This is a genomic window from Sphingobacterium humi, from assembly GCF_009768885.1.
Classification (GTDB): domain Bacteria; phylum Bacteroidota; class Bacteroidia; order Sphingobacteriales; family Sphingobacteriaceae; genus Sphingobacterium; species Sphingobacterium humi.
Genome location: NZ_WSQA01000024.1, coordinates 1 through 19,351, shown reverse-complemented (window position 1 = coordinate 19,351; position 19,351 = coordinate 1). Strand labels below are relative to the sequence as shown.

General features: G+C 42.7%; 24 protein-coding genes, 1 tRNA gene and 1 pseudogene. 17 read left to right on the top strand and 9 right to left on the bottom strand.

Annotated elements, in window-relative coordinates:
- The 13 genes from GQF63_RS19355 to GQF63_RS19295 form a co-directional block, all read left to right on the top strand.
- Nucleotides 1–248, top strand: a 248-nt coding sequence (locus tag GQF63_RS19355) for a TraG/VirB4 family ATPase (RefSeq protein WP_246163621.1), incomplete at its 5' end; no start/stop codon positions are given.
- 38 nt (nucleotides 249–286) lie between these two features.
- Complete coding sequence (locus GQF63_RS19350) at nucleotides 287–919, top strand: DUF4141 domain-containing protein (protein WP_160370898.1); 633 nt, start codon at nucleotides 287–289, stop codon at nucleotides 917–919.
- 3 nt (nucleotides 920–922) lie between these two features.
- A complete protein-coding gene (gene traJ, locus GQF63_RS19345; RefSeq protein WP_160370897.1) occupies nucleotides 923–1,918 on the top strand; it encodes a conjugative transposon protein TraJ in 996 nt (331 codons plus the stop codon).
- A 13-nt stretch (nucleotides 1,919–1,931) separates the two neighbouring features.
- Nucleotides 1,932–2,555, top strand: a complete 624-nt coding sequence (gene traK, locus GQF63_RS19340) for a conjugative transposon protein TraK (RefSeq protein ID WP_160370896.1) — start codon at nucleotides 1,932–1,934, stop codon at nucleotides 2,553–2,555.
- A gap of 10 nt (nucleotides 2,556–2,565) precedes the next feature.
- Nucleotides 2,566–2,985 carry a hypothetical protein gene (locus GQF63_RS19335; protein WP_160370895.1) on the top strand — a complete coding sequence of 140 codons (420 nt, stop codon included), beginning with the start codon at nucleotides 2,566–2,568 and terminating at the stop codon, nucleotides 2,983–2,985.
- 13 nt (nucleotides 2,986–2,998) lie between these two features.
- Entirely contained in the window at nucleotides 2,999–3,286 is a 288-nt protein-coding gene (locus tag GQF63_RS19330) for a nitrogen regulatory IIA protein (RefSeq protein WP_160370894.1), read from the top strand.
- Nucleotides 3,273–4,595 carry a conjugative transposon protein TraM gene (gene traM / locus GQF63_RS19325; RefSeq protein ID WP_160370893.1) on the top strand — a complete coding sequence of 441 codons (1,323 nt, stop codon included), beginning with the start codon at nucleotides 3,273–3,275 and terminating at the stop codon, nucleotides 4,593–4,595. Before GQF63_RS19330 ends, traM begins: the two co-directional genes overlap by 14 nt.
- A gap of 101 nt (nucleotides 4,596–4,696) precedes the next feature.
- On the top strand, nucleotides 4,697–5,599 hold the full coding sequence (gene traN / locus GQF63_RS19320) for a conjugative transposon protein TraN (RefSeq protein WP_212592662.1): 903 nt from the start codon (nucleotides 4,697–4,699) through the stop codon (nucleotides 5,597–5,599).
- Nucleotides 5,600–5,616: 17 nt separating this feature from the next.
- Nucleotides 5,617–6,174: a conjugal transfer protein TraO gene (locus GQF63_RS19315; protein ID WP_160370892.1), complete on the top strand. Its 558-nt coding sequence runs from the start codon at nucleotides 5,617–5,619 to the stop codon at nucleotides 6,172–6,174.
- A 54-nt stretch (nucleotides 6,175–6,228) separates the two neighbouring features.
- On the top strand, nucleotides 6,229–6,633 hold the full coding sequence (locus GQF63_RS19310) for a DUF3872 domain-containing protein (RefSeq protein ID WP_425500405.1): 405 nt from the start codon (nucleotides 6,229–6,231) through the stop codon (nucleotides 6,631–6,633).
- Between the two features lie 121 nt (nucleotides 6,634–6,754).
- Nucleotides 6,755–7,030, top strand: coding sequence for a molybdenum ABC transporter permease (locus GQF63_RS19305; RefSeq protein ID WP_160370891.1), 276 nt, complete (start codon nucleotides 6,755–6,757; stop codon nucleotides 7,028–7,030).
- A gap of 61 nt (nucleotides 7,031–7,091) precedes the next feature.
- Nucleotides 7,092–8,405: a hypothetical protein gene (locus GQF63_RS19300; RefSeq protein ID WP_160370890.1), complete on the top strand. Its 1,314-nt coding sequence runs from the start codon at nucleotides 7,092–7,094 to the stop codon at nucleotides 8,403–8,405.
- A 288-nt stretch (nucleotides 8,406–8,693) separates the two neighbouring features.
- Nucleotides 8,694–9,077 carry a response regulator transcription factor gene (locus GQF63_RS19295; protein ID WP_160370900.1) on the top strand — a complete coding sequence of 128 codons (384 nt, stop codon included), beginning with the start codon at nucleotides 8,694–8,696 and terminating at the stop codon, nucleotides 9,075–9,077.
- Between the two features lie 25 nt (nucleotides 9,078–9,102).
- Here the strand turns inward: GQF63_RS19295 and GQF63_RS19290 are convergent, their stop codons facing one another.
- From GQF63_RS19290 to GQF63_RS19265, 6 genes are all read right to left on the bottom strand, one after another.
- On the bottom strand, nucleotides 9,103–10,200 hold the full coding sequence (locus tag GQF63_RS19290; protein ID WP_160370889.1) for a hypothetical protein: 1,098 nt from the start codon (nucleotides 10,198–10,200) through the stop codon (nucleotides 9,103–9,105).
- Nucleotides 10,201–10,641: 441 nt separating this feature from the next.
- On the bottom strand, nucleotides 10,642–10,854 hold the full coding sequence (locus GQF63_RS19285) for a hypothetical protein (protein ID WP_160370888.1): 213 nt from the start codon (nucleotides 10,852–10,854) through the stop codon (nucleotides 10,642–10,644).
- Complete coding sequence (locus tag GQF63_RS19280; RefSeq protein WP_160370887.1) at nucleotides 10,835–11,032, bottom strand: 3-isopropylmalate dehydratase; 198 nt, start codon at nucleotides 11,030–11,032, stop codon at nucleotides 10,835–10,837. The genes GQF63_RS19285 and GQF63_RS19280 overlap by 20 nt, the downstream gene beginning before the upstream one ends.
- Nucleotides 11,033–11,036: 4 nt before the next feature.
- Nucleotides 11,037–11,444, bottom strand: a complete 408-nt coding sequence (locus GQF63_RS19275) for a hypothetical protein (RefSeq protein WP_160370886.1) — start codon at nucleotides 11,442–11,444, stop codon at nucleotides 11,037–11,039.
- A gap of 4 nt (nucleotides 11,445–11,448) precedes the next feature.
- Nucleotides 11,449–11,619, bottom strand: a complete 171-nt coding sequence (locus GQF63_RS19270) for a hypothetical protein (protein ID WP_160370885.1) — start codon at nucleotides 11,617–11,619, stop codon at nucleotides 11,449–11,451.
- 49 nt (nucleotides 11,620–11,668) lie between these two features.
- Nucleotides 11,669–12,202 (bottom strand): antirestriction protein ArdA, encoded by a 534-nt coding sequence (locus GQF63_RS19265; RefSeq protein ID WP_160370899.1) that lies wholly within the window; start codon nucleotides 12,200–12,202, stop codon nucleotides 11,669–11,671.
- Between the two features lie 659 nt (nucleotides 12,203–12,861).
- Between GQF63_RS19265 and GQF63_RS19605 the strand changes: the two genes are divergently transcribed.
- The gene (locus tag GQF63_RS19605) at nucleotides 12,862–13,023 is read left to right on the top strand and encodes a hypothetical protein (RefSeq protein WP_170292239.1); all 162 of its coding nucleotides are present in this window, start codon (nucleotides 12,862–12,864) and stop codon (nucleotides 13,021–13,023) included.
- Between the two features lie 26 nt (nucleotides 13,024–13,049).
- Nucleotides 13,050–13,847: pseudogene (locus GQF63_RS19830) on the top strand (recombinase family protein); the annotation flags it as partial.
- A 739-nt stretch (nucleotides 13,848–14,586) separates the two neighbouring features.
- On the opposite strand, the gene GQF63_RS19255 reads toward GQF63_RS19830, so the two are convergent.
- Together GQF63_RS19255 and prmC are read right to left on the bottom strand one after the other, a co-directional pair.
- Nucleotides 14,587–14,659 (bottom strand) — tRNA-Lys (locus tag GQF63_RS19255).
- Nucleotides 14,660–15,088: 429 nt separating this feature from the next.
- A complete protein-coding gene (gene prmC / locus GQF63_RS19250; protein WP_160370884.1) occupies nucleotides 15,089–15,973 on the bottom strand; it encodes a peptide chain release factor N(5)-glutamine methyltransferase in 885 nt (294 codons plus the stop codon).
- Nucleotides 15,974–16,038: 65 nt separating this feature from the next.
- On the opposite strand from prmC, the gene ribD reads away from it, so the two are divergent.
- Nucleotides 16,039–17,091 carry a bifunctional diaminohydroxyphosphoribosylaminopyrimidine deaminase/5-amino-6-(5-phosphoribosylamino)uracil reductase RibD gene (gene ribD, locus GQF63_RS19245; protein WP_160370883.1) on the top strand — a complete coding sequence of 351 codons (1,053 nt, stop codon included), beginning with the start codon at nucleotides 16,039–16,041 and terminating at the stop codon, nucleotides 17,089–17,091.
- Nucleotides 17,092–17,136: 45 nt separating this feature from the next.
- A complete protein-coding gene (locus GQF63_RS19240; RefSeq protein WP_160370882.1) occupies nucleotides 17,137–18,423 on the top strand; it encodes a DUF2851 family protein in 1,287 nt (428 codons plus the stop codon).
- Here the strand turns inward: GQF63_RS19240 and GQF63_RS19235 are convergent.
- Complete coding sequence (locus tag GQF63_RS19235) at nucleotides 18,420–19,070, bottom strand: ankyrin repeat domain-containing protein (RefSeq protein ID WP_160370881.1); 651 nt, start codon at nucleotides 19,068–19,070, stop codon at nucleotides 18,420–18,422. The genes GQF63_RS19240 and GQF63_RS19235 overlap by 4 nt on opposite strands.
- Nucleotides 19,071–19,351: the final 281 nt, after the last annotated feature.

Below are 19,351 nucleotides of genomic sequence, written 5' to 3'. Positions count from 1 at the left end.
TCCTTTCCATCAATCAGAACAATGACCCGTCAAGGCTTTACAAAGAGGTATGGATTGGGCTTGGCGGTACGCACTCCGCCGTGTATGCCACAGAGGTTTCGCTCGAAGAATATTTGGCATACACCACAGAGGAAACCGAAAAAATGGAAGTCATGCAACTGGCATCCGAACTGGACGGCAATGTGGAACTGGCGATAAAACGCATTGCCCAACAGAGACGTGAGAACGCAAACCTGCCTGTCCGGTAGGCAGGTAATTATTAATCATTTAAAAAAAATCAGAGACAATGAAGAAAACAATGTTACTGGTGTGTACGGCATTTATGCTTGCCGTTGCACCGTCCGCAAAGGCACAATGGATTGTGACCGACCCTGCAAACCTTGCATCGGGTATCATCAACAGTGCAAATGAAATCATACAGACTTCATCCACCGTTTCAAACGTGGTAAAGAATTTCAACGAGGTAAAAAAAGTGTATGAACAGGGCAAGGAATATTACGACAAACTGAAAGCCGTAAACAACTTGGTGAAAGATGCCCGTAAGGTGCAACAGACCGTGTTGCTCGTGGGCAATGTGTCCGAAATGTACGTGAACAATTTCGGCAAAATGATGAACGACCCCAATTTCTCTCCGCAGGAACTGACGGCAATTGCCAACGGTTATTCCACGCTATTGAACGAGAGTACCGAACTGCTCAAAGAACTGAAACAGATTGTTTCCTCGACCTCGCTTTCGCTGAACGATAAAGAGCGTATGGACATCATCGACAAGGTTTACAAAGAGGTCAAGGATTATCACAGCCTTGTCCGCTATTACACCAACAAAAACATTTCCGTGAGCATATTAAGGGCTAAAAAACAGAACAATACTAAAAGGGTGCTTGAACTGTACGGAACTGCTGAACAAAAATACTGGTAAGCTATGGAATGGAACAATCTTCACGAACTCCTGCGCTCGCTTTACGATGAGATGCTCCCACTGTCCGCCGATATGGCGACAGTGGCTAAGGGCATCGCCGGATTGGGCGCACTGTTCTACATGGCACTGAAAGTGTGGCAGGCATTGAGCCGTGCAGAACCGATAGACGTGTTTCCGCTCCTGCGACCTTTCGCCATCGGGCTTTGCATTATGTTCTTCCCGACCATCGTATTGGGAACTATCAATGCGGTATTAAGTCCGGTGGTAAAAGGCACAAACGCCATGCTCGAAAACCAAGTGCTTGACCTCAACAAATTGCAGGAACAAAAAGACCTGTTGGAGAGAGAGGCGATGCTCCGCAATCCCGAAACCGCTTACCTCGTAAGCGATGAGGAATTTGATAAGAAACTGGACGAATTGGGATGGTCGCCGTCCGATTTGGTTGCCATATCCGGTATGTACATGGAGCGTGGAATGTACGATTTAAAGAAAAGCATCCGTGACTGGTTTCGGGAACTACTGGAAGTCCTTTTCCAAGCATCCGCTTTGGTCATAGACACCATACGGACATTCTTTCTTATCGTGCTGTCCATTCTCGGGCCGATAGCCTTTGCGATAAGTGTATGGGATGGTTTTCAATCCACACTTACGCAATGGCTGACCCGATATATCAGCGTGTACCTGTGGTTGCCCATCGCCGATATGTTCAGCTCCATGCTCGCCAAGATACAATCCCTCATCATCGAACGGGATATTGATATGCTTGCCGACCCGACCTACATCCCCGACACATCCAACACCGTGTATATCATCTTCATGCTGATTGGCATCGTGGGGTACTTCACCGTTCCAACGGTGGCAGGTTGGGTAATACAGGCAGGGGGCGCAGGGAACTTCATGCGCAACGTAAACTCTACGGCATCGAAAACCGGAAACATCGCCGGAGCCGGAACGGGGGCTGTTGCAGGAAATATTGGTGGCAGGTTAATGAACAAATAAAAATCAAGAAGCAATGGAATTTAAGACACTAAGAAATATAGAAAACAGCTTTAGGCAAATACGGCTGTACGCCATTGTATTTGCCGTACTCTGCATCGCTGTGGTAGGTTATGCCGTTTGGCAATCCTACAACTTTGCAGAGTTGCAACGACAAAAGGTCTATGTACTGGACAACGGCAAGTCCTTGATGTTGGCATTGTCACAGGATGCAAGCATCAACAGGCCTGTTGAGGCACGGGAACACGTTAAGCGTTTCCATGAACTGTTCTTCACGCTCGCACCCGATAAGAACGCCATCGAAAGCAACATGAAAAGGGCTTTTAACCTTGCCGACAAATCGGCTTTCGATTACTACAAAGACCTTTCGGAAAAAGGGTACTACAATCGTATCATTTCGGGCAACGTGCAACAGCGTATCGAGGTGGACAGCGTGGTCTGCAACTTCGACACCTACCCGTATGCCGTAAGAACGTATGCCAAACAGTTTATCATCCGTCCAAGCAACGTGACCAAACGGAATTTGGTCACTTCATGCCTATTGTTAAACTCGGTCAAGTCTGACAACAATCCGCAGGGCTTCAATATCGAAAAGTTTGCCGTATTGGAAAACAGGGATATAGAAGTCATAGACCGCTAAAGCCAAGATTATGGAAGCAATATCAGATTTGAACACGTTCGCCAACATCCTTACCGCAAAAGGGTATGACGGCTATTTCCATACGCAGGGTGCGTATGCCGGAAAACTGAAAGCAAGCATCAGCGAATATCTCGCAGGTTGCCCCAAAGGTGTAGCTAAACAGGAGTTGTTACTGTCGTGCTTTCTGCAATGGGCAGGCGAAGACCTGCCCAGGGTAGAATGTCTTATGAGGGTGAAGTACCTAAACGGCAAATTCTTCCTTAACAGCATGGAAGTTGCGAAAAAAGACCGTTACGGGCAATTACTGAAACAAACGGAACTCTCCGACCTGTCGGTCGTGACCGCTCCCAACGCAAAGGAAGCAATCGCTATGGTCAGCGATGCACCGGAGCAAAAGACGGTTCACAGGCAGAAGCGGTTCAGTCTCTAAAACGGATTGGGGCATGAAAAATCTAAGAACGACAATCAATAATTGGTTTGACAAACTCGATGGACAGTGGCGAGCGATGCCTGTCAAAAAACAGCACCGCTATACGCTACTGCTCTTTTCGGGCTATGCGCTATTGTCCATTATCGTACTGTTAAAAGTATGCTACGATGTAGCACAGCCCAATAATACCCTAACAATAGAACATATCGAAAACCCGATTAACAGGCAAAACAAATCCTCGGTTTCTCCGCAGGACAGTATTAACACAATCTTAAAACGTAAAATGCATGAAAGACAGTGAAAACAAAGTAAGTTTTTTGGTCGAAGATGACGACCCAAAAAACGGAATGGATGCACCCCAAGACGGTGCGCAGAACAAAGCCGAAAAGTTAAAAAAGCCCATCATTTTTGCTCTTATGGGCGTGGTGTTCTTCGGCTGTATGTATTTAATCTTCAAACCATCTTCCGACAAGCAAAAGGTTGAGGATATTGGTCTGAACGATGCCGTACCGCAGGCGACCGATGCAGGGCTTCAATCCGATAAGCAAAAGGCTTATGAACAGGAAATGCTCGAACAGAAAATGGAGGAAAAGCGCAATGCGCTCCTGTCACTGTCCGACTATTGGAGCGAGGACAGTACCGCCGATCCGGAAGCGGAGCAACCGGATGAGGGCTACGAAGACAGCTACGCTTACGGCGGTGGTACACGCAGGAACAGCAACCCTGCTCTGAACAGTTACCGCAGTGCGCAAAATACGCTGACTTCGTTCTACGACAACAGCGATTACGAAACGCAGGAACTCCGCAGACAGATTGAGGAATTGAAAGAACAACTGGCAGAAAAGGACGTACCGCCTGTAACGACCATGGAAGACCAGTTGGCTTTGATGGAAAAGTCATACGAGATGGCTTCCCGTTACCTGCCCTCAACTCCGGCACAGCCGAACAATACGGACACAACAGCTTCGGCAAAGAGTGCCTCACAAAAGGAACATTTCGTGGCGTTCACCCCTGTAAGGAAAAATGCGGTTTCCGCATTGTACCGTGAACCGACTGACAGTGCTTTTTTGGCAAACTGGAACGAAACCCGAAACCGTGGCTTTTATACGGCGGGCGTTTCGGAACAGGTCATACAGCCGAAAAATAGCATTAAGGCAGTAGTACAGGAAACACAGGTCGTGACGGGCGAAAGTGGTGTACGGTTGCGACTGTTGGAAACGGCGCAAACTCCCGTCCGTTCCATTCCGGCAGGAACGGTACTGACGGCTAACGCCAAGTTTCAAAGTGGCAGGTTGCAGTTAAAGGTAACATCCATCGAATTTGAGAGCAACATTATTCCGGTCGATATAACCGTGTATGATGTGGACGGACAGCAAGGGCTATATTTGCCATATTCTCCCGAAATGAATGCCCTTACCGAGATAGCCTCCAACATGAGCCAAACGGGGGGAACAAGTATCATGATGACACGCTCGGCAGGGCAACAGATGGCAGGCGACCTTTCCCGTGGTGTGGTGCAGGGCGTATCGGGTTACTTCTCCAAGAAAGTGAGGACACCGAAAGTAACCGTCAAAGCCGGTCATCAGCTATTCCTCGTTTCAAAAAATTAATGTTTAACTAAAATCAAAAAGAAAATGAAATGTTCATGTTTCCAAAAAGACAAACACACATGAACATTCCATATCTCCATTAAAAATCAAATAATATCGATATGAACGCAATATTTAAAAGCCTCATGGCAATGGTCTGTTTAACGGTCTTTATCACAGGTGCGAATGCACAGCAAATTGCATCCAGTACAACAAAATTGAGCATGGGCAAGGTTGACCCTTACGAAATGCAGGTAACGTACAGCAAGACCTCGCACCTCATATTCCCGTCCGCTATCCGCTACGTGGATTTGGGCAGTGAATACCTTATTGCAGGCAAAGCCGAAGATGCGGAAAACGTTTTGCGCATCAAAGCAAGCGTAAGGGATTTTGACGAGGAAACCAATTTTTCGGTCATCACGGACGATGGTCGGTTTTACAATTTCAATGTCTGTTACAGTCCTTATCCTGCAACGCTGAATTATGATTTGCTGACCATGCAAAAGGCATCGGACAGGGAAAACGGCAACGATGTTCTGTTTGAGGAATTGGGGAGCAATTCGCCGTCACTGGCAGGCTTGCTCATGGAAACGATTTACAAAAAGAACAAGAGGATTGTAAAGCATATCGGGGCAAAAAGCTACGGTATACAATTCCTGTTAAAAGGTATCTACGTCCATAACGGAAAATTCTATTTCCATACGGAACTGCGCAACAAAAGCAATGTTCCGTTCAACATTGACTTTGTGAATTTCAAGGTCGTGGACAAGAAAGTCGCCAAGCGTACCGTGGTGCAGGAAAAGGCAATGAACCCATTGCGTATGTACAAAACGCTCGGTGAAATAACGGGCAATACCACCGACCAAAATGTGTTCCTGCTTGACCAGTTTACCATCACGGATGACAAGGTTTTGGTTATCGAAATTTTTGAAAAGAACGGGGGCAGACAACAGGTATTGCAGGTGGAAAACTCCGACCTCGTACACGCCAAGCTGATAAGCGATATGCACCTAAAGATTAATTAACCCAAAAAGAAAGAACAATGATAAGATACATTTTTGCCGTGGTGCTTGCCATGCTAAGTATGACGGCAGTACAGGCACAGCGGATGCTCCCCAAACAAAAGGGATTGGAAATAAACGCAGGTATGCTGTCCAAAGAAATAAGCGACAATTACTATCTGAATTTGACATTGACCGTGAACAGAAAGAACGGCAATTACTGGATATGGGGTGCGGAGTACACCCATCAGTTTTCCGGTTACAGGGATGTACAGATACCGCTTGAAACCTATACGGGCGAGGTGGGTTACAGTCTTCAGCTATTGGGCGATGCAAGAAAGACCGTCACGCTGAATGCAGGGCTTACAGCCGTGGCAGGTTATGAAACCATCAACCGGAGCGAAGCCATGCTACCGGATGGCTCGACCATCCTCGACAAAGACAATTTCGTTTACGGCACAGGCGGACGGCTCACGCTCGAAACGTACCTGTCCGACCGCTTTGTCCTGCTCCTGCAAGGGCGGACAAAAGTATTATGGGGTACGGATTTGAAACAGTTCCGTCCATCGGCAGGGATTGGACTAAGGTTTAACTTTTAAAATTGATTTATGATGAAAATATTAATCAGGAAGTACGGGCTACATTTGCAGGCAATGTTCATGCTCTTGGCGATGTTGGTCTGCGCCGTGGTGCTGACCTCGTGTGAAAAAGACGAACTTGATATACAACAGAATTACCCTTTTGAGGTACAGGTGATGCCTGTACCCACAGAGGTAACGAACGGACAGACCGTTGAAATACGGATTACCATTCAACGGTCGGGCAATTTCAATGATGCGAAATACTACATCCGCTATTTCCAGTTTGACGGACAGGGAACATTGCGGTATTACAACGAACCGCCTTATATGCCCAATGATGTGTACCTGTTGCCACAGACAAAGTTTAGGCTGTATTACACTTCGCAATCCACCGTATCACAGTCGTTTGATATTTGGATTTTGGACAACTTCGGGAATGAAAAACAAATAAGTTTCCAGTTTAACAGTCGTGATTAAAAACAGAAAATCTCGTCCAATGTGGCGGGATTTTTTGATTAAACGGTGTTCTATTTTTTCTTGTAGAGCAAAACGAATACATTTTGTAAATTTAGAGATTGAAATATAGGCGTTTATCATTATGGGAGTTTCACTGGTTTTAGGCATAATAGCATTGGTTTTGGGTTTAGGTCTGCGGTACTGGATTAACCGTAGGAAGTTTTACAGGCGTAGCCCGACAGGAGCGGAAGGCTTTTCATCTTATGAAAAATCCGTTATTATTAAAACTTCTGAACGTTTGGGCAAATGGATAGCTTATGCTTTGATTATATTCGGTGTGCTTTTCCTGTGGAGTTATTCAAGACAGAAAAAGGCACAAGAAAAGGCATCCCAAAATACGGAGATACATAAACCGTAAAGCATCCTTTACTTTAATAAATTTCTAATAAGTGGCAAGCCTAATAAAAAACACTAATAAATTGAAAAATAAAATTCAAACTATTGTATATGATTTTTTCGTGAACTCTTCGGACTTCAACGGAATTCCACTACGGAATATTTCCCAAAAGCTTAATATAGAATATGAAGCCTCAATAGACTTAATAAAAGAACTTGTTATTGAAGATATCGTTTCAATTCAGTCAAGCACCAATCCTCATATTATAGGTTTTCAGCATTATCCAATTGAGAGCCAGTTAAGTATTTTGGAAGAAGCAAAAAAAATTAAAGAAGTTATTCATTCATTTGGTGATTTCAAAATTTCATCTGAGAATACAGAATTCCCCATTTGTCTCTATCCAAGTAAAATTTTCCTTAGCAAGAATAGAACTTTAGCTGAATTTGGTAACGCTTGTTATACGCAACAGCTTGCACTCGGAGAACCTCATTTAAAACCAATTTTTTTTGAAATAGAAGTATTGGATAGGTATTCTAATGACCCTCGGTTTGATTTCAAGTTTGAAGATTATTCTGGACGTATTTCTTGCAGATATGATGAAAATGAAAAGCCAATTGTAAGGGATGAGGACGACATCTTTCTAAAAACATTTGGATTAGGTTTCGATGAAAATGGAAACAGGTTGGCGGTAGTTTACTTAAGATACCTAAAGGATTTAACCGCCGAGCATCAAATCTATTGGAAAAGCAGAGAGAAATCAGGTAACTGTAAAATGCTTGAAGAATATCATCAGAATACAATTCAAGGCAACTGGTCATCTTCTTATTCTATTTTTTCTGGCTTCATTGGAGAACAAAAATGCATAAACGACCTAACTGAATTGATTTTTTCCAAGGCTCTATTTAGAAAAACATTTGAAGAAGAGAATAGACCAAAGGAATTCACGTTTTTCTTTACACCAACTTTGAAAAATTATAATGATTTCATATTGCTACTTGATAAAATGATTTCAGAAAACATCAATAAAGATTTTTTCGAGGGGAAGGTTGAACTATTTGAATACAAAGAATTAGGAAATGGCTTGGTAGAAAAGCAGTCTAAAGGTACACTACAAATTTTCGAAGAATGGCTAACTTCAGTTTTTAACGTAGAGGGAGACGGTACAATCAGTGAACTTTTTAAACCGTTAAAGAAAATACGAAGAGAAAGACAAAATCCGGCTCATAGAATTAGTGAAAACCAATATGATTTGAAGTTTACTGATAAACAAAAACAAATTATAAGTGATGCTTATTCAGTGTTTAGAAATTTAAGAAATATATTCCATCAACATCCCAAAGCGAAGAGCTTTGAAATTCCGAATTGGCTGGAAAATGGTAAAATCAAAACTTTCTAATGAGAGTCACACTGCAAATTATGCATATTACGTTTGTTGAACCTTTTTGGCTTCACTATATTTGTATCTGAAAATATAAAAATCTTAAAGTGTTGTTACTTTAAGTCTCGATACTGAAAACTGGTAATTTTTAAGACAACGAGACGATAAGTAGGAATGCTCACGCCATAGGCGTGGGTGCTCGCTTATTCGTTGTCAGGCATACCAGTGCCCCAGTATCGGTAAGTGTAGTTGCCTGCGCTTTTTTTTAATGCAGGAACTCCATACAAAATGAAAAACTACGTCAATATGGAGACTAAGAACATAAGCCGAATTACCACAGCATTTATCAATGATAAAAGTCCAGTGATGGATTTAATACATGATGACCTCGTTGCTTCGGGGGTAGATGTTGTCTTTCGCTCTGATAACGTTGTGGATGGGATAAATCAACTGTCAGCATTAAAATCGTTACCCAATATCTGCATCATCGATCTCGATTTTTCTGATAAAGGCATCATGAAGCATTTACGGGAATTAAGAAGTCAATACCCTAAATTGAAGCTAATTGCCCATACTGATATGGATGAAGAAAAAATTATCAGAGAACTTGCGGAGCTTGGCTTTTCAAAATATCTGCTGATTGGCAATGACATGAAAAAAGCCATTGACGGGGTGGTCAATGGCAAATAGTAAAACAAATCTATTAGTAATTCCTCTATTTCTTTGTTACATCTTTTTTAAAGAAATCATCCAATATATGTAACTTTAATTGACGTGCAGAAGTCTTGGGTTCAAGATATTTTTTCATATCGTCAAATATATTTTTTGTGTTTTTTAAATCTTCATCGGTGTAAATCAAAGAGAATATCCCGTGTTTTTTGAAGTAATTTTTGTGCTTAGTCATTTCTTTCTCAAAATTACTTTTTGCCTTTTCATTTATCTCTATCTGGGTCATGTTTTTAACCCCTGTTAATTGCCCATGAGTTGACCAAGGCGATAATTCAAAACCTACCTTGTTTAAGTCATTAGGCTCAATTATTGTAAAGTCAAGTCTATATTTATGCACTACATCAATTCCCTCATAACGAAATTCAGGAATTAAAAGCGGAATATTTTCTGGTCTTGGATGGTCAAGAACAAAATCCCTATATAATTCTGCAATCTCCATTTCATACTTAGACCCCGAATTTCTCACAAGTACATTTACGAAGAAATTTAGATAGTCAGGAACATCTCTGAAAGTCATTCTGTCATTCTTGTTAGGAACTACAAATCCTGTTTCGAGAATATGTCCAATAGACCAATATTGTTTCTTGAAATGCCTTATTTCACTTTTGTCATTCTCCCATGAACCATTTACAAAACGTGGGGTTATTAAAATACCATAATTAGCATTATTCTGTCCGATATAAATTTCTGCTTCTTCAATTAGTGGTCTTTTTTTTGACAAGGCATCATAATTACGTAAGTAAACTCTTTCTAAAAACACAAAAAGGTAATCCCTAAAGACAGGATGGTCTTGTAATAATTTATAGGTATCATACAAATTAGAGTTTTCTACATATTCACCTCTACTCAAAAGGTCATTTTCGTACCCTTGGAGCCAAAGGCTAATAAAATGTTCCGAAGAGTTAATTACTTCAGTTTTAATGTCTATAAATTGGTCAAATTTCCCTCCAATTTTCCCATGTAAAGAATGAACATTCTCAAAGCCAGTTTTCTTTAAAACTTCATCTTGCATATCTTGAAGTTTTTCTGTTAGCTCATTAATTTTTTTATTTCGAGCGGTTACCTCGGGGTTTCTTTTTGCCATATAATATGTAAAATTTTAAAGCTTCTATATTAGAATTTTTGAAAGTGACAAAAGACCGAGAACAATTGATTTGATTTCACGCCTTTAGGTTAACATTTCAGTATTTGATAGGTTTAATCAATTAAAAAGCCACAAATATTTTATGGTCAATTTGTCACAATTCTATTGATATTGCAGGTCAATTTGACACTAAAATTATAATTACTGTCTTTGGTTTCTTTGCTACTTTCTTTTTCGTCTCAACTCACGAAAGAAAGTAGTCAACGCCAATACAACCTATTTGGGAAATGCTGATAGGGAATGGTGGAATGGGAGCATTTAACAAAGGGGTTGTTCCGCTTTCCGCAAAAAGACTGTTCCGACCATCGGGAGGATCTGTCTTTTTGCCGTCCAATTTTTGAGGCAAAAACGGGAACGGCTTACCGCTCCCGTTAAACAATCCTATAACTTTAAAATCGGCTTATTACTGCCCCTGTCATAGTTGATTTTGTACCCGTTGGATTGGATAACACCCTCTAATAAATTCCTCGCCTGTGTGGCATCCCAATCATCAATTTTGGTCATATCCATATAATGCAGTTTTTCAAACTGCTTCACCATTCGGGCAATAATGCTCAATGCCCTGTATTCCGTTTTATCTGCAAGATTGCTCATTTTCCTTTGATTTTAGTTGTATCAATTTTTTGTATATATCACGCCAATAGGCTTGCCTTTCCTTATCGCTCTCCAAGGGTGGGATATGGTGCATATCCTTAAAATTTTCTGCCTGTGCAATGGCTGTATCGAGGTCGGTTACTTCTTTTTTCTGACCGTATAAATCTGTTATGTACATTTGTTTATTGGTTTAAGTCCGTTACAATCATTTTATCATGCCCGAATATCAAATGTATAGCCTCTTTTAGCTTTGGGTTACATTCTTCCCTGTCTGCATATTCAACAAGGCAGTTTATTAGAAATATGGCATTGTGACCGTCAAATAACTGGTCAGAAAACACCCGTGTGCTACGGTGTAACATGACGTTATACCGCTTTAAAACCTGTTCGGTATTACTGACCAAGCTAAACCAATAATCGACTGTTAAAAGCGTTCTTTTAGCCCAAATACTGCGTATATATTCCTCCTGCGTTCTGAAACGTTCCGTTTCCTGCTGTACAAAAAGGGTCAAATCTTTAAGGTTTTCGGGGAATAGCTTAGCAAGTAAATACCCTTTTTCAACGTTGTTCATTTCGTTTAATGCTTTCATGTCGTTATACTTTTTTAGTGTTAATCTTCTTCAATTTTATAATGGCACATTCGGGGCAATGCTCGGCGGTGGTTATCTGTTGTATTGCGCCCCTTTCACCGCTTAGCGATACTACTTTTACCCATATCATGCCCGTATCATGTTTTAGGGTCGCTTGATAAGTTTCTGTTATCATGGTTTTGATTTTTGATAGGCGACCACCTTTGCAGGCGGTCGCCTGTGGGTTAGCAATTATAAAATACATGACCGCTATCGCTCCAATAGTTACCGCTAAACAGGTCACGGGCATAAGCCTCATAATCGAAGTACGTTTTTGCAAATTCGGGCAAGTCCATTTGCTCTACCTGTTCATAGGCAAAATCTTCCTCGTCCTTGTATTCCCCTATATAGTCATCGTCAAAGTCGCTTATTAGGTCGTCAATATCGCCCTCGGATAGCTTACGGTGTCCGTTTTCGCACCATATTAGGAATGCCTCTTTTCGGGTTTCGTCCATATCTTCCAAAGCCTCCAAAACCTCAAATATGCTATCGCTTATCCAATATTCGCCGATTAAGCCATTTGGGATATTTTCGTAGTCTTGGAACATAAATTCGGGGTCTTCCTCGTCATCGTGCAACTCCCTGCAAGCATCGTAAAATTCGTCTTTGTCCGCATAGTCGGATAGCGTTAGCCACTCCCCGAAGATTGAACCGTCATTATATTTTGCGTATGTGCCGACATATACCCTTGCTTCCGATGTGATTATTTGATGTGTCATTTCTTTACTGTTTTGAATTAATTTTTTTGATTTATTCGGCAATGAGAGGTGGTGCTGTTGTTTTGTTTCAATACCATTTCCAATGCTTCTATTCCTCATGCCTGACATTTTTTTTATTCGTGTAAAGAGCCGGAGTATGCTGTGTTTCGTTTCGGGAGCAGTTTAGGTTAGTGTTTAGGATGCACAAGGTTTTGGAAAACAAATACTACCCAACGGGTGGAGATTTTTTTTCAAACTTGCATGACCTTTTGCCTCCGTTAAGAACACGTCCAACCTTTGCTCCATGAAACGTGAACAACAGGCATATTGGCTTTCGGATAAAACAAATCGTGGAAGTAATGAGGATAGCATTGCCGAAATGGTTCAGAAAGAATTTAATGTTAATCCATACAGCAACAGGTGGTTGAAGTTTGGAGTGAAACAGCTACTCTGTGGAGCGACATCTTCAATCTCCTGTTCCCAATCATAGCCATAAGCTCTTTTACGGTAAGTAGCGGAGTGAATGCCGTAAATGTGCTTTGGCTATATTAACGCTTTGAGCCAATCTAAGCCAAGTAATTCAATCCAAAGACATATTCAAAGAGCCATTCCATCATATCTATAAGTTTGTTCGTGATGCGGATTATTCCGCTCGGTTAACAAGCAAAATAGAGTTGAAGATGGAGAAAGAAAAAGCGAACGATTTAACTCCCGAAAGAGTTGTGCAAATCTTGAAAAAGAAAGGAACAGAGGTCGATTTAGAGGAAGCAAAAACCATCTTGGAGTTTGTAAAGAAGATAGCTGACATTGCAGTTAACCAGTATCTAAGAGGAAAACTTTAACCTAATGAACAAGGAAAACTGTTGTGATGAGAAAGGCAGATTTATACATACGTGTATCGACAGACGAGCAAGCGGACAAGGGATATTCGCAACGTGACCAAGAAGATCGATTAAGAAAATATTGCGAGATAAAAGGCATTCCGGTAAGGGATGTTTACATAGAAGACCATTCGGCAAAATCTTTCAAACGTCCAGAGTGGCAGAAATATTTGTCCAACCTGCGTAAAACAAAAAACAACAAAGCGGGGTCAATAATATTATTTACCAAATGGGATAGGTTCAGTAGGAACGCAGGTGATGCGTACCAAATGATTAACCAGTTACGGACACATGGCGTTGAGCCTGTTGCGATAGAACAGCCCTTAGACCTTACCATTCCCGAAAATAAAATCATGCTTGCATTCTATCTCGCTTCACCGGAAGTTGAGAACGACAGGCGTGCATTAAATGTTTTTCACGGAATGCGTAGGGCGAAAAAAGAGGGGCGGTATATGGGTACTGCTCCTTTGGGATATGTCAATAAGATAACAGAGGGCAAAAAGAAGTTCATTGCACCCCATGATTTTGAAGCACCCATATTAAAATGGGCGTTTGAGCAAATCGTTTCCAATAACTTCAATACGGAACAGATATGGAAAATGGTTCGGGAGAAAGCCGATGGAAAAGGTCGGTTCAGCAAAAATAACTTTTGGGTAGCCGTCCGAAACCCCTTGTACTGTGGCAAAATATTCATTCCTCCCTACAAAGAGGAAAAGGGATATTTTGTCAAAGGACAGCATGAGCCATTAATCAGCGAAAAGACGTTTGCGGATGTACAGGATATTCTCGATGGGAGAAAGAGGGCTGTAAAGCCTAAAATCGTGGCTATGGACAATCTACCGCTTAGAGGGTTTATTAAATGCCCTAATCCTAATTGTAATAGGATGCTCACAGGAAGTGCCTCAAAGGGCAAGATGGGCAATTACTATTACTACTATCATTGCACTTCTTCCTGCGGAGTACGGTTCAAAGCCGAAACCACCAATGAGGCTTTCTTAAAACAGTTACGGCATCTATCACCAAAAGAGGGTATGGTCGATGTTTTTATCGAAGCCTTTATAAAAGACTTCAATAACAAAACCAAAGCCCAAAACACGGAACGGGCAAATATCATAGGTGAGATTGATGCGTTGAACAAACGCTATCAAAATGCGCTTTTGAAAAATGCCGATGGAGAAATGGCAGATGACGATTTCCAAGAAGTAAAGAAATTGACCAAAGGAAAGATTGAGGTTTTGGAACGTAGATTAAACGACTTGGCAGTAGTGGGAACGGAGATAAAAGACTTGGTAGCATCCACCTTAAAAAAGGTTGCAAACATTGATAGACGCTATGAAAACGGCGATATTGAGGAAAAAAGGCTTATAGTGAGTTCGATGTTCCCTGATTTTTTGGAATTTGACGGAACACAACATCGAACTCCGAGGCTAAATTCTGCGATTGCTCTTATCTATCAGAATAACAGTAAGTTACAAGGCAAAAAAAATGGGACAAGTCTATCATTTTTAGACTTGTCCCAAGAAGTGATCCCGCTGGGATTCGAACCCAGGACCCATACATTAAAAGTGTATTGCTCTACCAGCTGAGCTACGGAATCTTGTACGTCTTGTTTTTGTCGTACCCTTCGTTGTTTGAAGTGATGCAAAGGTAGAAAAAAGGCCCATACACTCCAAATCTTTTCTACATAAATTTCTCCTTTTCCAAATAACTTGCTGTTTTTCAATCGAAAAAAATATGCATTTATTTTTTCAGAATCTTATTCCACACTAGTGCCAACCCTCTTTTTATACCAAATCATCTTTCAGTACAGCAACTATTCCTCAACAATCAACCCTTGCCCAACACTAACCCAATCCATGCCCAAGCAAAGCCCAATGCAAAGGGGCTTGATACGGGTTTGAAAGGGGAGTGAAAGGGGAGAGCAAGGGGTCTAGCCAAAAGTTGCTGTAAAGAAATACAGACGGAAACTCGGTAAAAAGCAAAGACAGTTCAACAGCCTACAATTCGTTGAACCAAACATGCCATCTTAAACATCCAAATTAGCTATCATTTTAGCCTGTTTGCGCGCACTTAGCATCCTAGCTACGCCATTGATATCGTTTATAATTTTCACGTCCTTAAAACCCTTCTTTTGAATCAGGTCTTTGGTTTCGTTAGCGAGGTATTGGTTCATTTCAAAGTAAAGCTTGCCGTTTGCACTGAGGTGATGCAGGGCAAAGTCGGCGATATAGTCGTAAAAAAGGAGGGGAGCTTTTTCGGGAACAAATAACGCCGTATGCGGTTCATGCTGCAACACATTGGCATGCATGGCCTGTTTTTCGCTTTGCGTGATATAGGGAGGGTTGCTGACCACGATATCGAATTGTTCCTCGCCAAAGGCAAGTTCCCATTCCAGAATATCCAGACAGCGGAATTCCACGGCAGCTTCTAGGGTTTCTGCGTTGGCACGAGCCACCGCCAGCGCCTCCTTGGAAACATCCACAGCCGTTACCGTACTGCTGGGTAAATTTTTCTGTAAGCTGATAGCAATACAACCCGACCCGGTGCCGATATCAATCAGGCGCAATCCCGGATGCTGTTTATTTTCGTTGAGGATCAAGTCGACCAATTCTTCGGTTTCCGGGCGTGGAATCAAGGTATGTTCATCTACACGGAAAGTATAGCCAAAGAAGGGCGCGCGGCCAAAAATATGCTGAATAGGCTCGCCTTGCTTCAGGCGTTCCAGGCAGCTCCATAGTGGCGTTAATGCCTCAGCTGGCCAGGTCTGCTGCAGGCTCATTGTCAAGCTTATGCGCGACAGTTGCAGCAGCTCTTCGGCGGCAATCTGAAATAAAGATTTTGCCTCTTCTTCATCGTAAAGAGCGCTTAGCTGGGCGAGGTAAGCTTGCCGAACATGCATTAAGGTTTCCATGCTGCAAACCTACAAAAAACCAGAGAAAACTGTTTTTTTAAGAAGAATATTAATAAGTTTGTGCCATGAATATGGATATCCTTTTTATGCGTCGCTGTTTGGAGTTGGCGGTCCTGAGTGCCGGGAAAACAAGTCCAAATCCGATGGTGGGCGCTGTAATTGTATATCAAAATGAAATCATTGGCGAAGGCTATACCGCCCCTTACGGCGGCCCGCATGCCGAAGTAAACGCCATCAATCAAGTCATTTCCCGTTTCGGGGAAGAGCAGGCCAAGGCCTACTTCGCAGAAAGCAGTATCTATGTGAGTCTGGAGCCCTGTGCGCATTATGGAAAAACGCCACCCTGTGCCGATTTAATCGTTTCTATGGGATTTAAGCGCGCTGTAATCGCCTGTCAAGATCCATTTGCTAAGGTAAACGGCTTAGGCATTCAGAAGCTGCAGGAAGCCGGGATAACAACCGAGCTAGGTGTGTTGGAAGAGGAGGCGCGTTGGGTCAACCGTCGTTTCTTCACCAAATTGGAAAAGTTCAGGCCTTATGTGATTCTGAAATGGGCAGAAACTGTAGACGGCTATTTTTCACCGATCGAAGGGCAGCAACGCTGGATCAGCAATAAGGTGAGTAAGCAATTGGTGCATAAATGGCGCGCCGAAGAGGATGCCATTTTGGTGGGGAAGAATACCGCCTTGATCGATAACCCGAGCCTAACCGTTCGCGATTGGGAAGGGCGTAATCCTAAGCGGGTATTGATTGATAAAAACCTGGCGGTGCCGGCAAGTTTTAGCATCATGGATGAACAGGCCGAAACCATCGTGTTCAATGCCATTAAAACCGATTGGCGCGGGCACCTCAAGTTCGTGGAATTAGAAAATTTCGACCTGTACCTGCCGCAACAAATCCTCTATCAATTGTACCTGATGGACATTCAATCGCTGATTATTGAGGGCGGGAAGAAAACCTTAGATCTCTTTATTCAGGCGGGGCTGTGGGATGAGGCCCGCATCTTTACCGGTGCCGGGGCATGGAATTCAGGCGTGAAAGCGCCGGAGATCTATGGAAAAGAAATCGCTCGACAGGCCGTTGGTTCCGATACCCTAACAGTCTTAATTCCTTCTTAATTTAATTAGCCCCAAAGCTTAACCTTGCCTTGCTAATTTGCTTCCATGGAAATCACGGAGGATATCTTGCAATTTATATGGCGCTTTCGCTTGTTTCGTCAATTCCCCTTGCAGACTAGCTTTGGCGATAGCCTGCGCATTGTAAATCCGGGGCGTTGGAATGCCGATGCGGGGCCTGATTTTCTGATGGCGCAGCTGGAAATGGAGGGGCATGCCTGGCATGGGCATGTGGAAGTGCATGTGCATGCGCGCGATTGGGCTTTGCACGGACATCAGCATAATCCAGCCTATAATGCCGTGTTGTTGCATGTGGTTTGGGATGGCGAGGAGGCTGCCTGGCTGGAAAACGGAAGCCTCTTGCCCTGCTTGCAATTATGCGATTTGGTAGATGCCAGCATTATCGCCAAGGCGAATACCCTCCTAAAAAATATAAACCCCATCCCTTGTGCTTACGAGCTGGAGGCTGTGCCCAGCCATGTGCAGGTGAATGTGCTGGAGCGCATGGCCATTGAGCGCCTGGAACAACGCTATGCGCAGGTGTTAGGCTTGTTGAAGATGATGCAAGGCGATTGGGAAAGGCTATGCCTGGCGCTTATTGCTGCCGCTTTTGGCATGAAAGTCAATAAGCAGAGTTTTATAGACCTGAGTCAGATTCTACAGCTGAATCTGCTACGAAAATTAGGGAATAAGCCCCTGCAGGTGCAGAGCTTGTTTTTCGGGCAGGCCGGTTGGTTGCAGCAGGAAGGGGTAAAGGATGCCTACGTGCAAGAGTTGCGACGGGCCTACAGCTTTTTAGAGCGGGCCCATCATTTAAGCAGTTTGTCGCCTTACCAATGGAAGTTTCTACGGATGCGCCCCTATAACTTTCCGACATTTAAATTGGCGCAATTAGCGGCCTTATATACCGGTCATCCGGGTTGGTTTGCGTGGATTACCCACAGCAAGGAGCTGGCTGAGATTCAGGTTTACGTCAGCGAGGTTCAGCTGCCTGCCTTCTGGGAAGATCATTATCATTTTGAAAAGGAAGCGGTGCCCCATAGCGGTGCTATTACAAACGATTTCTTTCACCTGTTGGTTATCAATAGCTTTGCATTATTGTTATTTACCTATGGGAAATATACCGCGAACCAAAAACTGATGGATCGGGCCTTAAGTTGGTTGGAACAGGTGCCTGCCGAGCGGAATAAGCTGGTATTGCCCTATAAAAAGTTGGGCATGCCCCTACAATCGGCCATGGACAGTCAGGCCATCTTACAATTGCAGGCCGCTTATTGCGATAAGAAACGCTGTTTGCACTGTGGAATAGGCGCAAGCCTCATAAAAGGGATTTAGCTTTTTAAGATTTCAGCAATTTCATGGAAGCCTTTCTCTGAAGCCAGGTCCGCAGCGGTTTGGCCAAATTCATTCCGAACCGAAATGTCGGCTCCATGTTCCAATAAAACGATAATCAAATCGATATTGCCTTGTTGTGCTGCTAGGTGCAAAGGGCTGGTTCTGGAAGACTGCAATACATTCACTTCCGCACCTGCCTCAATTAATTGCTTTACAATGCGGTCATGCTGCCCGCTTAAGGCCGCATGAATAGGGAACACCTGGTAGCCATTTTTGGAAGCTGCATTCGGATTGGCGTGCTGCAACAACAAAATGCGTACAATTTCTTCCTGACCAAAGTGGGCGGCAATTCCCAGTGGATAAAAGCCATGAGACGAAAGCTCGTTGATGACCTCCGGTTTTTGTTCCAGCATAAATTGCACCTGCTCGGTCAGTCCCACTGCACAGGCTTCATGAATGGTAATGCTCTTGATGTATTTAAGAATGACTTGGACAATCTGCGTCTTATGGTAGTAGCAAGCTAATAATAGGGGCGAGATATCGTGGCTGGTGTTCTCTTTTACCAACTCTGGCGATTTACTTAATAACAGGTCCAGGTCTTGGTAGTTCCCGGTTTCAATGTATTCTTCCAGTACGGTTAAACTCATAGCAGCTTAATTATCCTACGAAATAAATAAAAAAAAGTGGAAAACCCTGTTTTCCACTAATTATTCTGTGTACGCGGCGATTCTCCTACAACTTATATGGTTTTTTGTATACAAATCTTTTTTAACGTTTACGAACACTATTTAATATTTGTAGATAATCAGCCAGTACTGTCCTAAATAAATATTTTGGCATAAAAAATCCTTCTCCATTCGTGTTCAATTGAAGAATTCGGTTAATTACTGGCAAGGTATCCTATCTGTGTTACTAAATGAGCGTATAT

Excerpts from the sequence above, each read along its gene's own strand:
- GQF63_RS19350 (WP_160370898.1), top strand. The coding sequence starts at position 287 with ATGAAGAAAACAATGTTACTGGTGTGTACGGCATTTATGCTTGCCGTT.
- traJ (WP_160370897.1), top strand. The coding sequence starts at position 923 with ATGGAATGGAACAATCTTCACGAACTCCTGCGCTCGCTTTACGATGAG.
- traK (WP_160370896.1), top strand. The coding sequence starts at position 1,932 with ATGGAATTTAAGACACTAAGAAATATAGAAAACAGCTTTAGGCAAATA.
- GQF63_RS19335 (WP_160370895.1), top strand. The coding sequence starts at position 2,566 with ATGGAAGCAATATCAGATTTGAACACGTTCGCCAACATCCTTACCGCA.
- GQF63_RS19330 (WP_160370894.1), top strand. The coding sequence starts at position 2,999 with ATGAAAAATCTAAGAACGACAATCAATAATTGGTTTGACAAACTCGAT.
- traM (WP_160370893.1), top strand. The coding sequence starts at position 3,273 with ATGAAAGACAGTGAAAACAAAGTAAGTTTTTTGGTCGAAGATGACGAC.
- traN (WP_212592662.1), top strand. The coding sequence starts at position 4,697 with ATGAACGCAATATTTAAAAGCCTCATGGCAATGGTCTGTTTAACGGTC.
- GQF63_RS19315 (WP_160370892.1), top strand. The coding sequence starts at position 5,617 with ATGATAAGATACATTTTTGCCGTGGTGCTTGCCATGCTAAGTATGACG.
- GQF63_RS19310 (WP_425500405.1), top strand. The coding sequence starts at position 6,229 with ATGTTCATGCTCTTGGCGATGTTGGTCTGCGCCGTGGTGCTGACCTCG.
- GQF63_RS19305 (WP_160370891.1), top strand. The coding sequence starts at position 6,755 with ATGGGAGTTTCACTGGTTTTAGGCATAATAGCATTGGTTTTGGGTTTA.
- GQF63_RS19295 (WP_160370900.1), top strand. The coding sequence starts at position 8,694 with ATGGAGACTAAGAACATAAGCCGAATTACCACAGCATTTATCAATGAT.
- GQF63_RS19290 (WP_160370889.1), bottom strand. The coding sequence starts at position 10,200 with ATGGCAAAAAGAAACCCCGAGGTAACCGCTCGAAATAAAAAAATTAAT.
- GQF63_RS19285 (WP_160370888.1), bottom strand. The coding sequence starts at position 10,854 with ATGAGCAATCTTGCAGATAAAACGGAATACAGGGCATTGAGCATTATT.
- GQF63_RS19280 (WP_160370887.1), bottom strand. The coding sequence starts at position 11,032 with ATGTACATAACAGATTTATACGGTCAGAAAAAAGAAGTAACCGACCTC.
- GQF63_RS19275 (WP_160370886.1), bottom strand. The coding sequence starts at position 11,444 with ATGAAAGCATTAAACGAAATGAACAACGTTGAAAAAGGGTATTTACTT.
- GQF63_RS19270 (WP_160370885.1), bottom strand. The coding sequence starts at position 11,619 with ATGATAACAGAAACTTATCAAGCGACCCTAAAACATGATACGGGCATG.
- GQF63_RS19265 (WP_160370899.1), bottom strand. The coding sequence starts at position 12,202 with ATGACACATCAAATAATCACATCGGAAGCAAGGGTATATGTCGGCACA.
- GQF63_RS19605 (WP_170292239.1), top strand. The coding sequence starts at position 12,862 with ATGGAGAAAGAAAAAGCGAACGATTTAACTCCCGAAAGAGTTGTGCAA.
- prmC (WP_160370884.1), bottom strand. The coding sequence starts at position 15,973 with ATGGAAACCTTAATGCATGTTCGGCAAGCTTACCTCGCCCAGCTAAGC.
- ribD (WP_160370883.1), top strand. The coding sequence starts at position 16,039 with ATGAATATGGATATCCTTTTTATGCGTCGCTGTTTGGAGTTGGCGGTC.
- GQF63_RS19240 (WP_160370882.1), top strand. The coding sequence starts at position 17,137 with ATGGAAATCACGGAGGATATCTTGCAATTTATATGGCGCTTTCGCTTG.
- GQF63_RS19235 (WP_160370881.1), bottom strand. The coding sequence starts at position 19,070 with ATGAGTTTAACCGTACTGGAAGAATACATTGAAACCGGGAACTACCAA.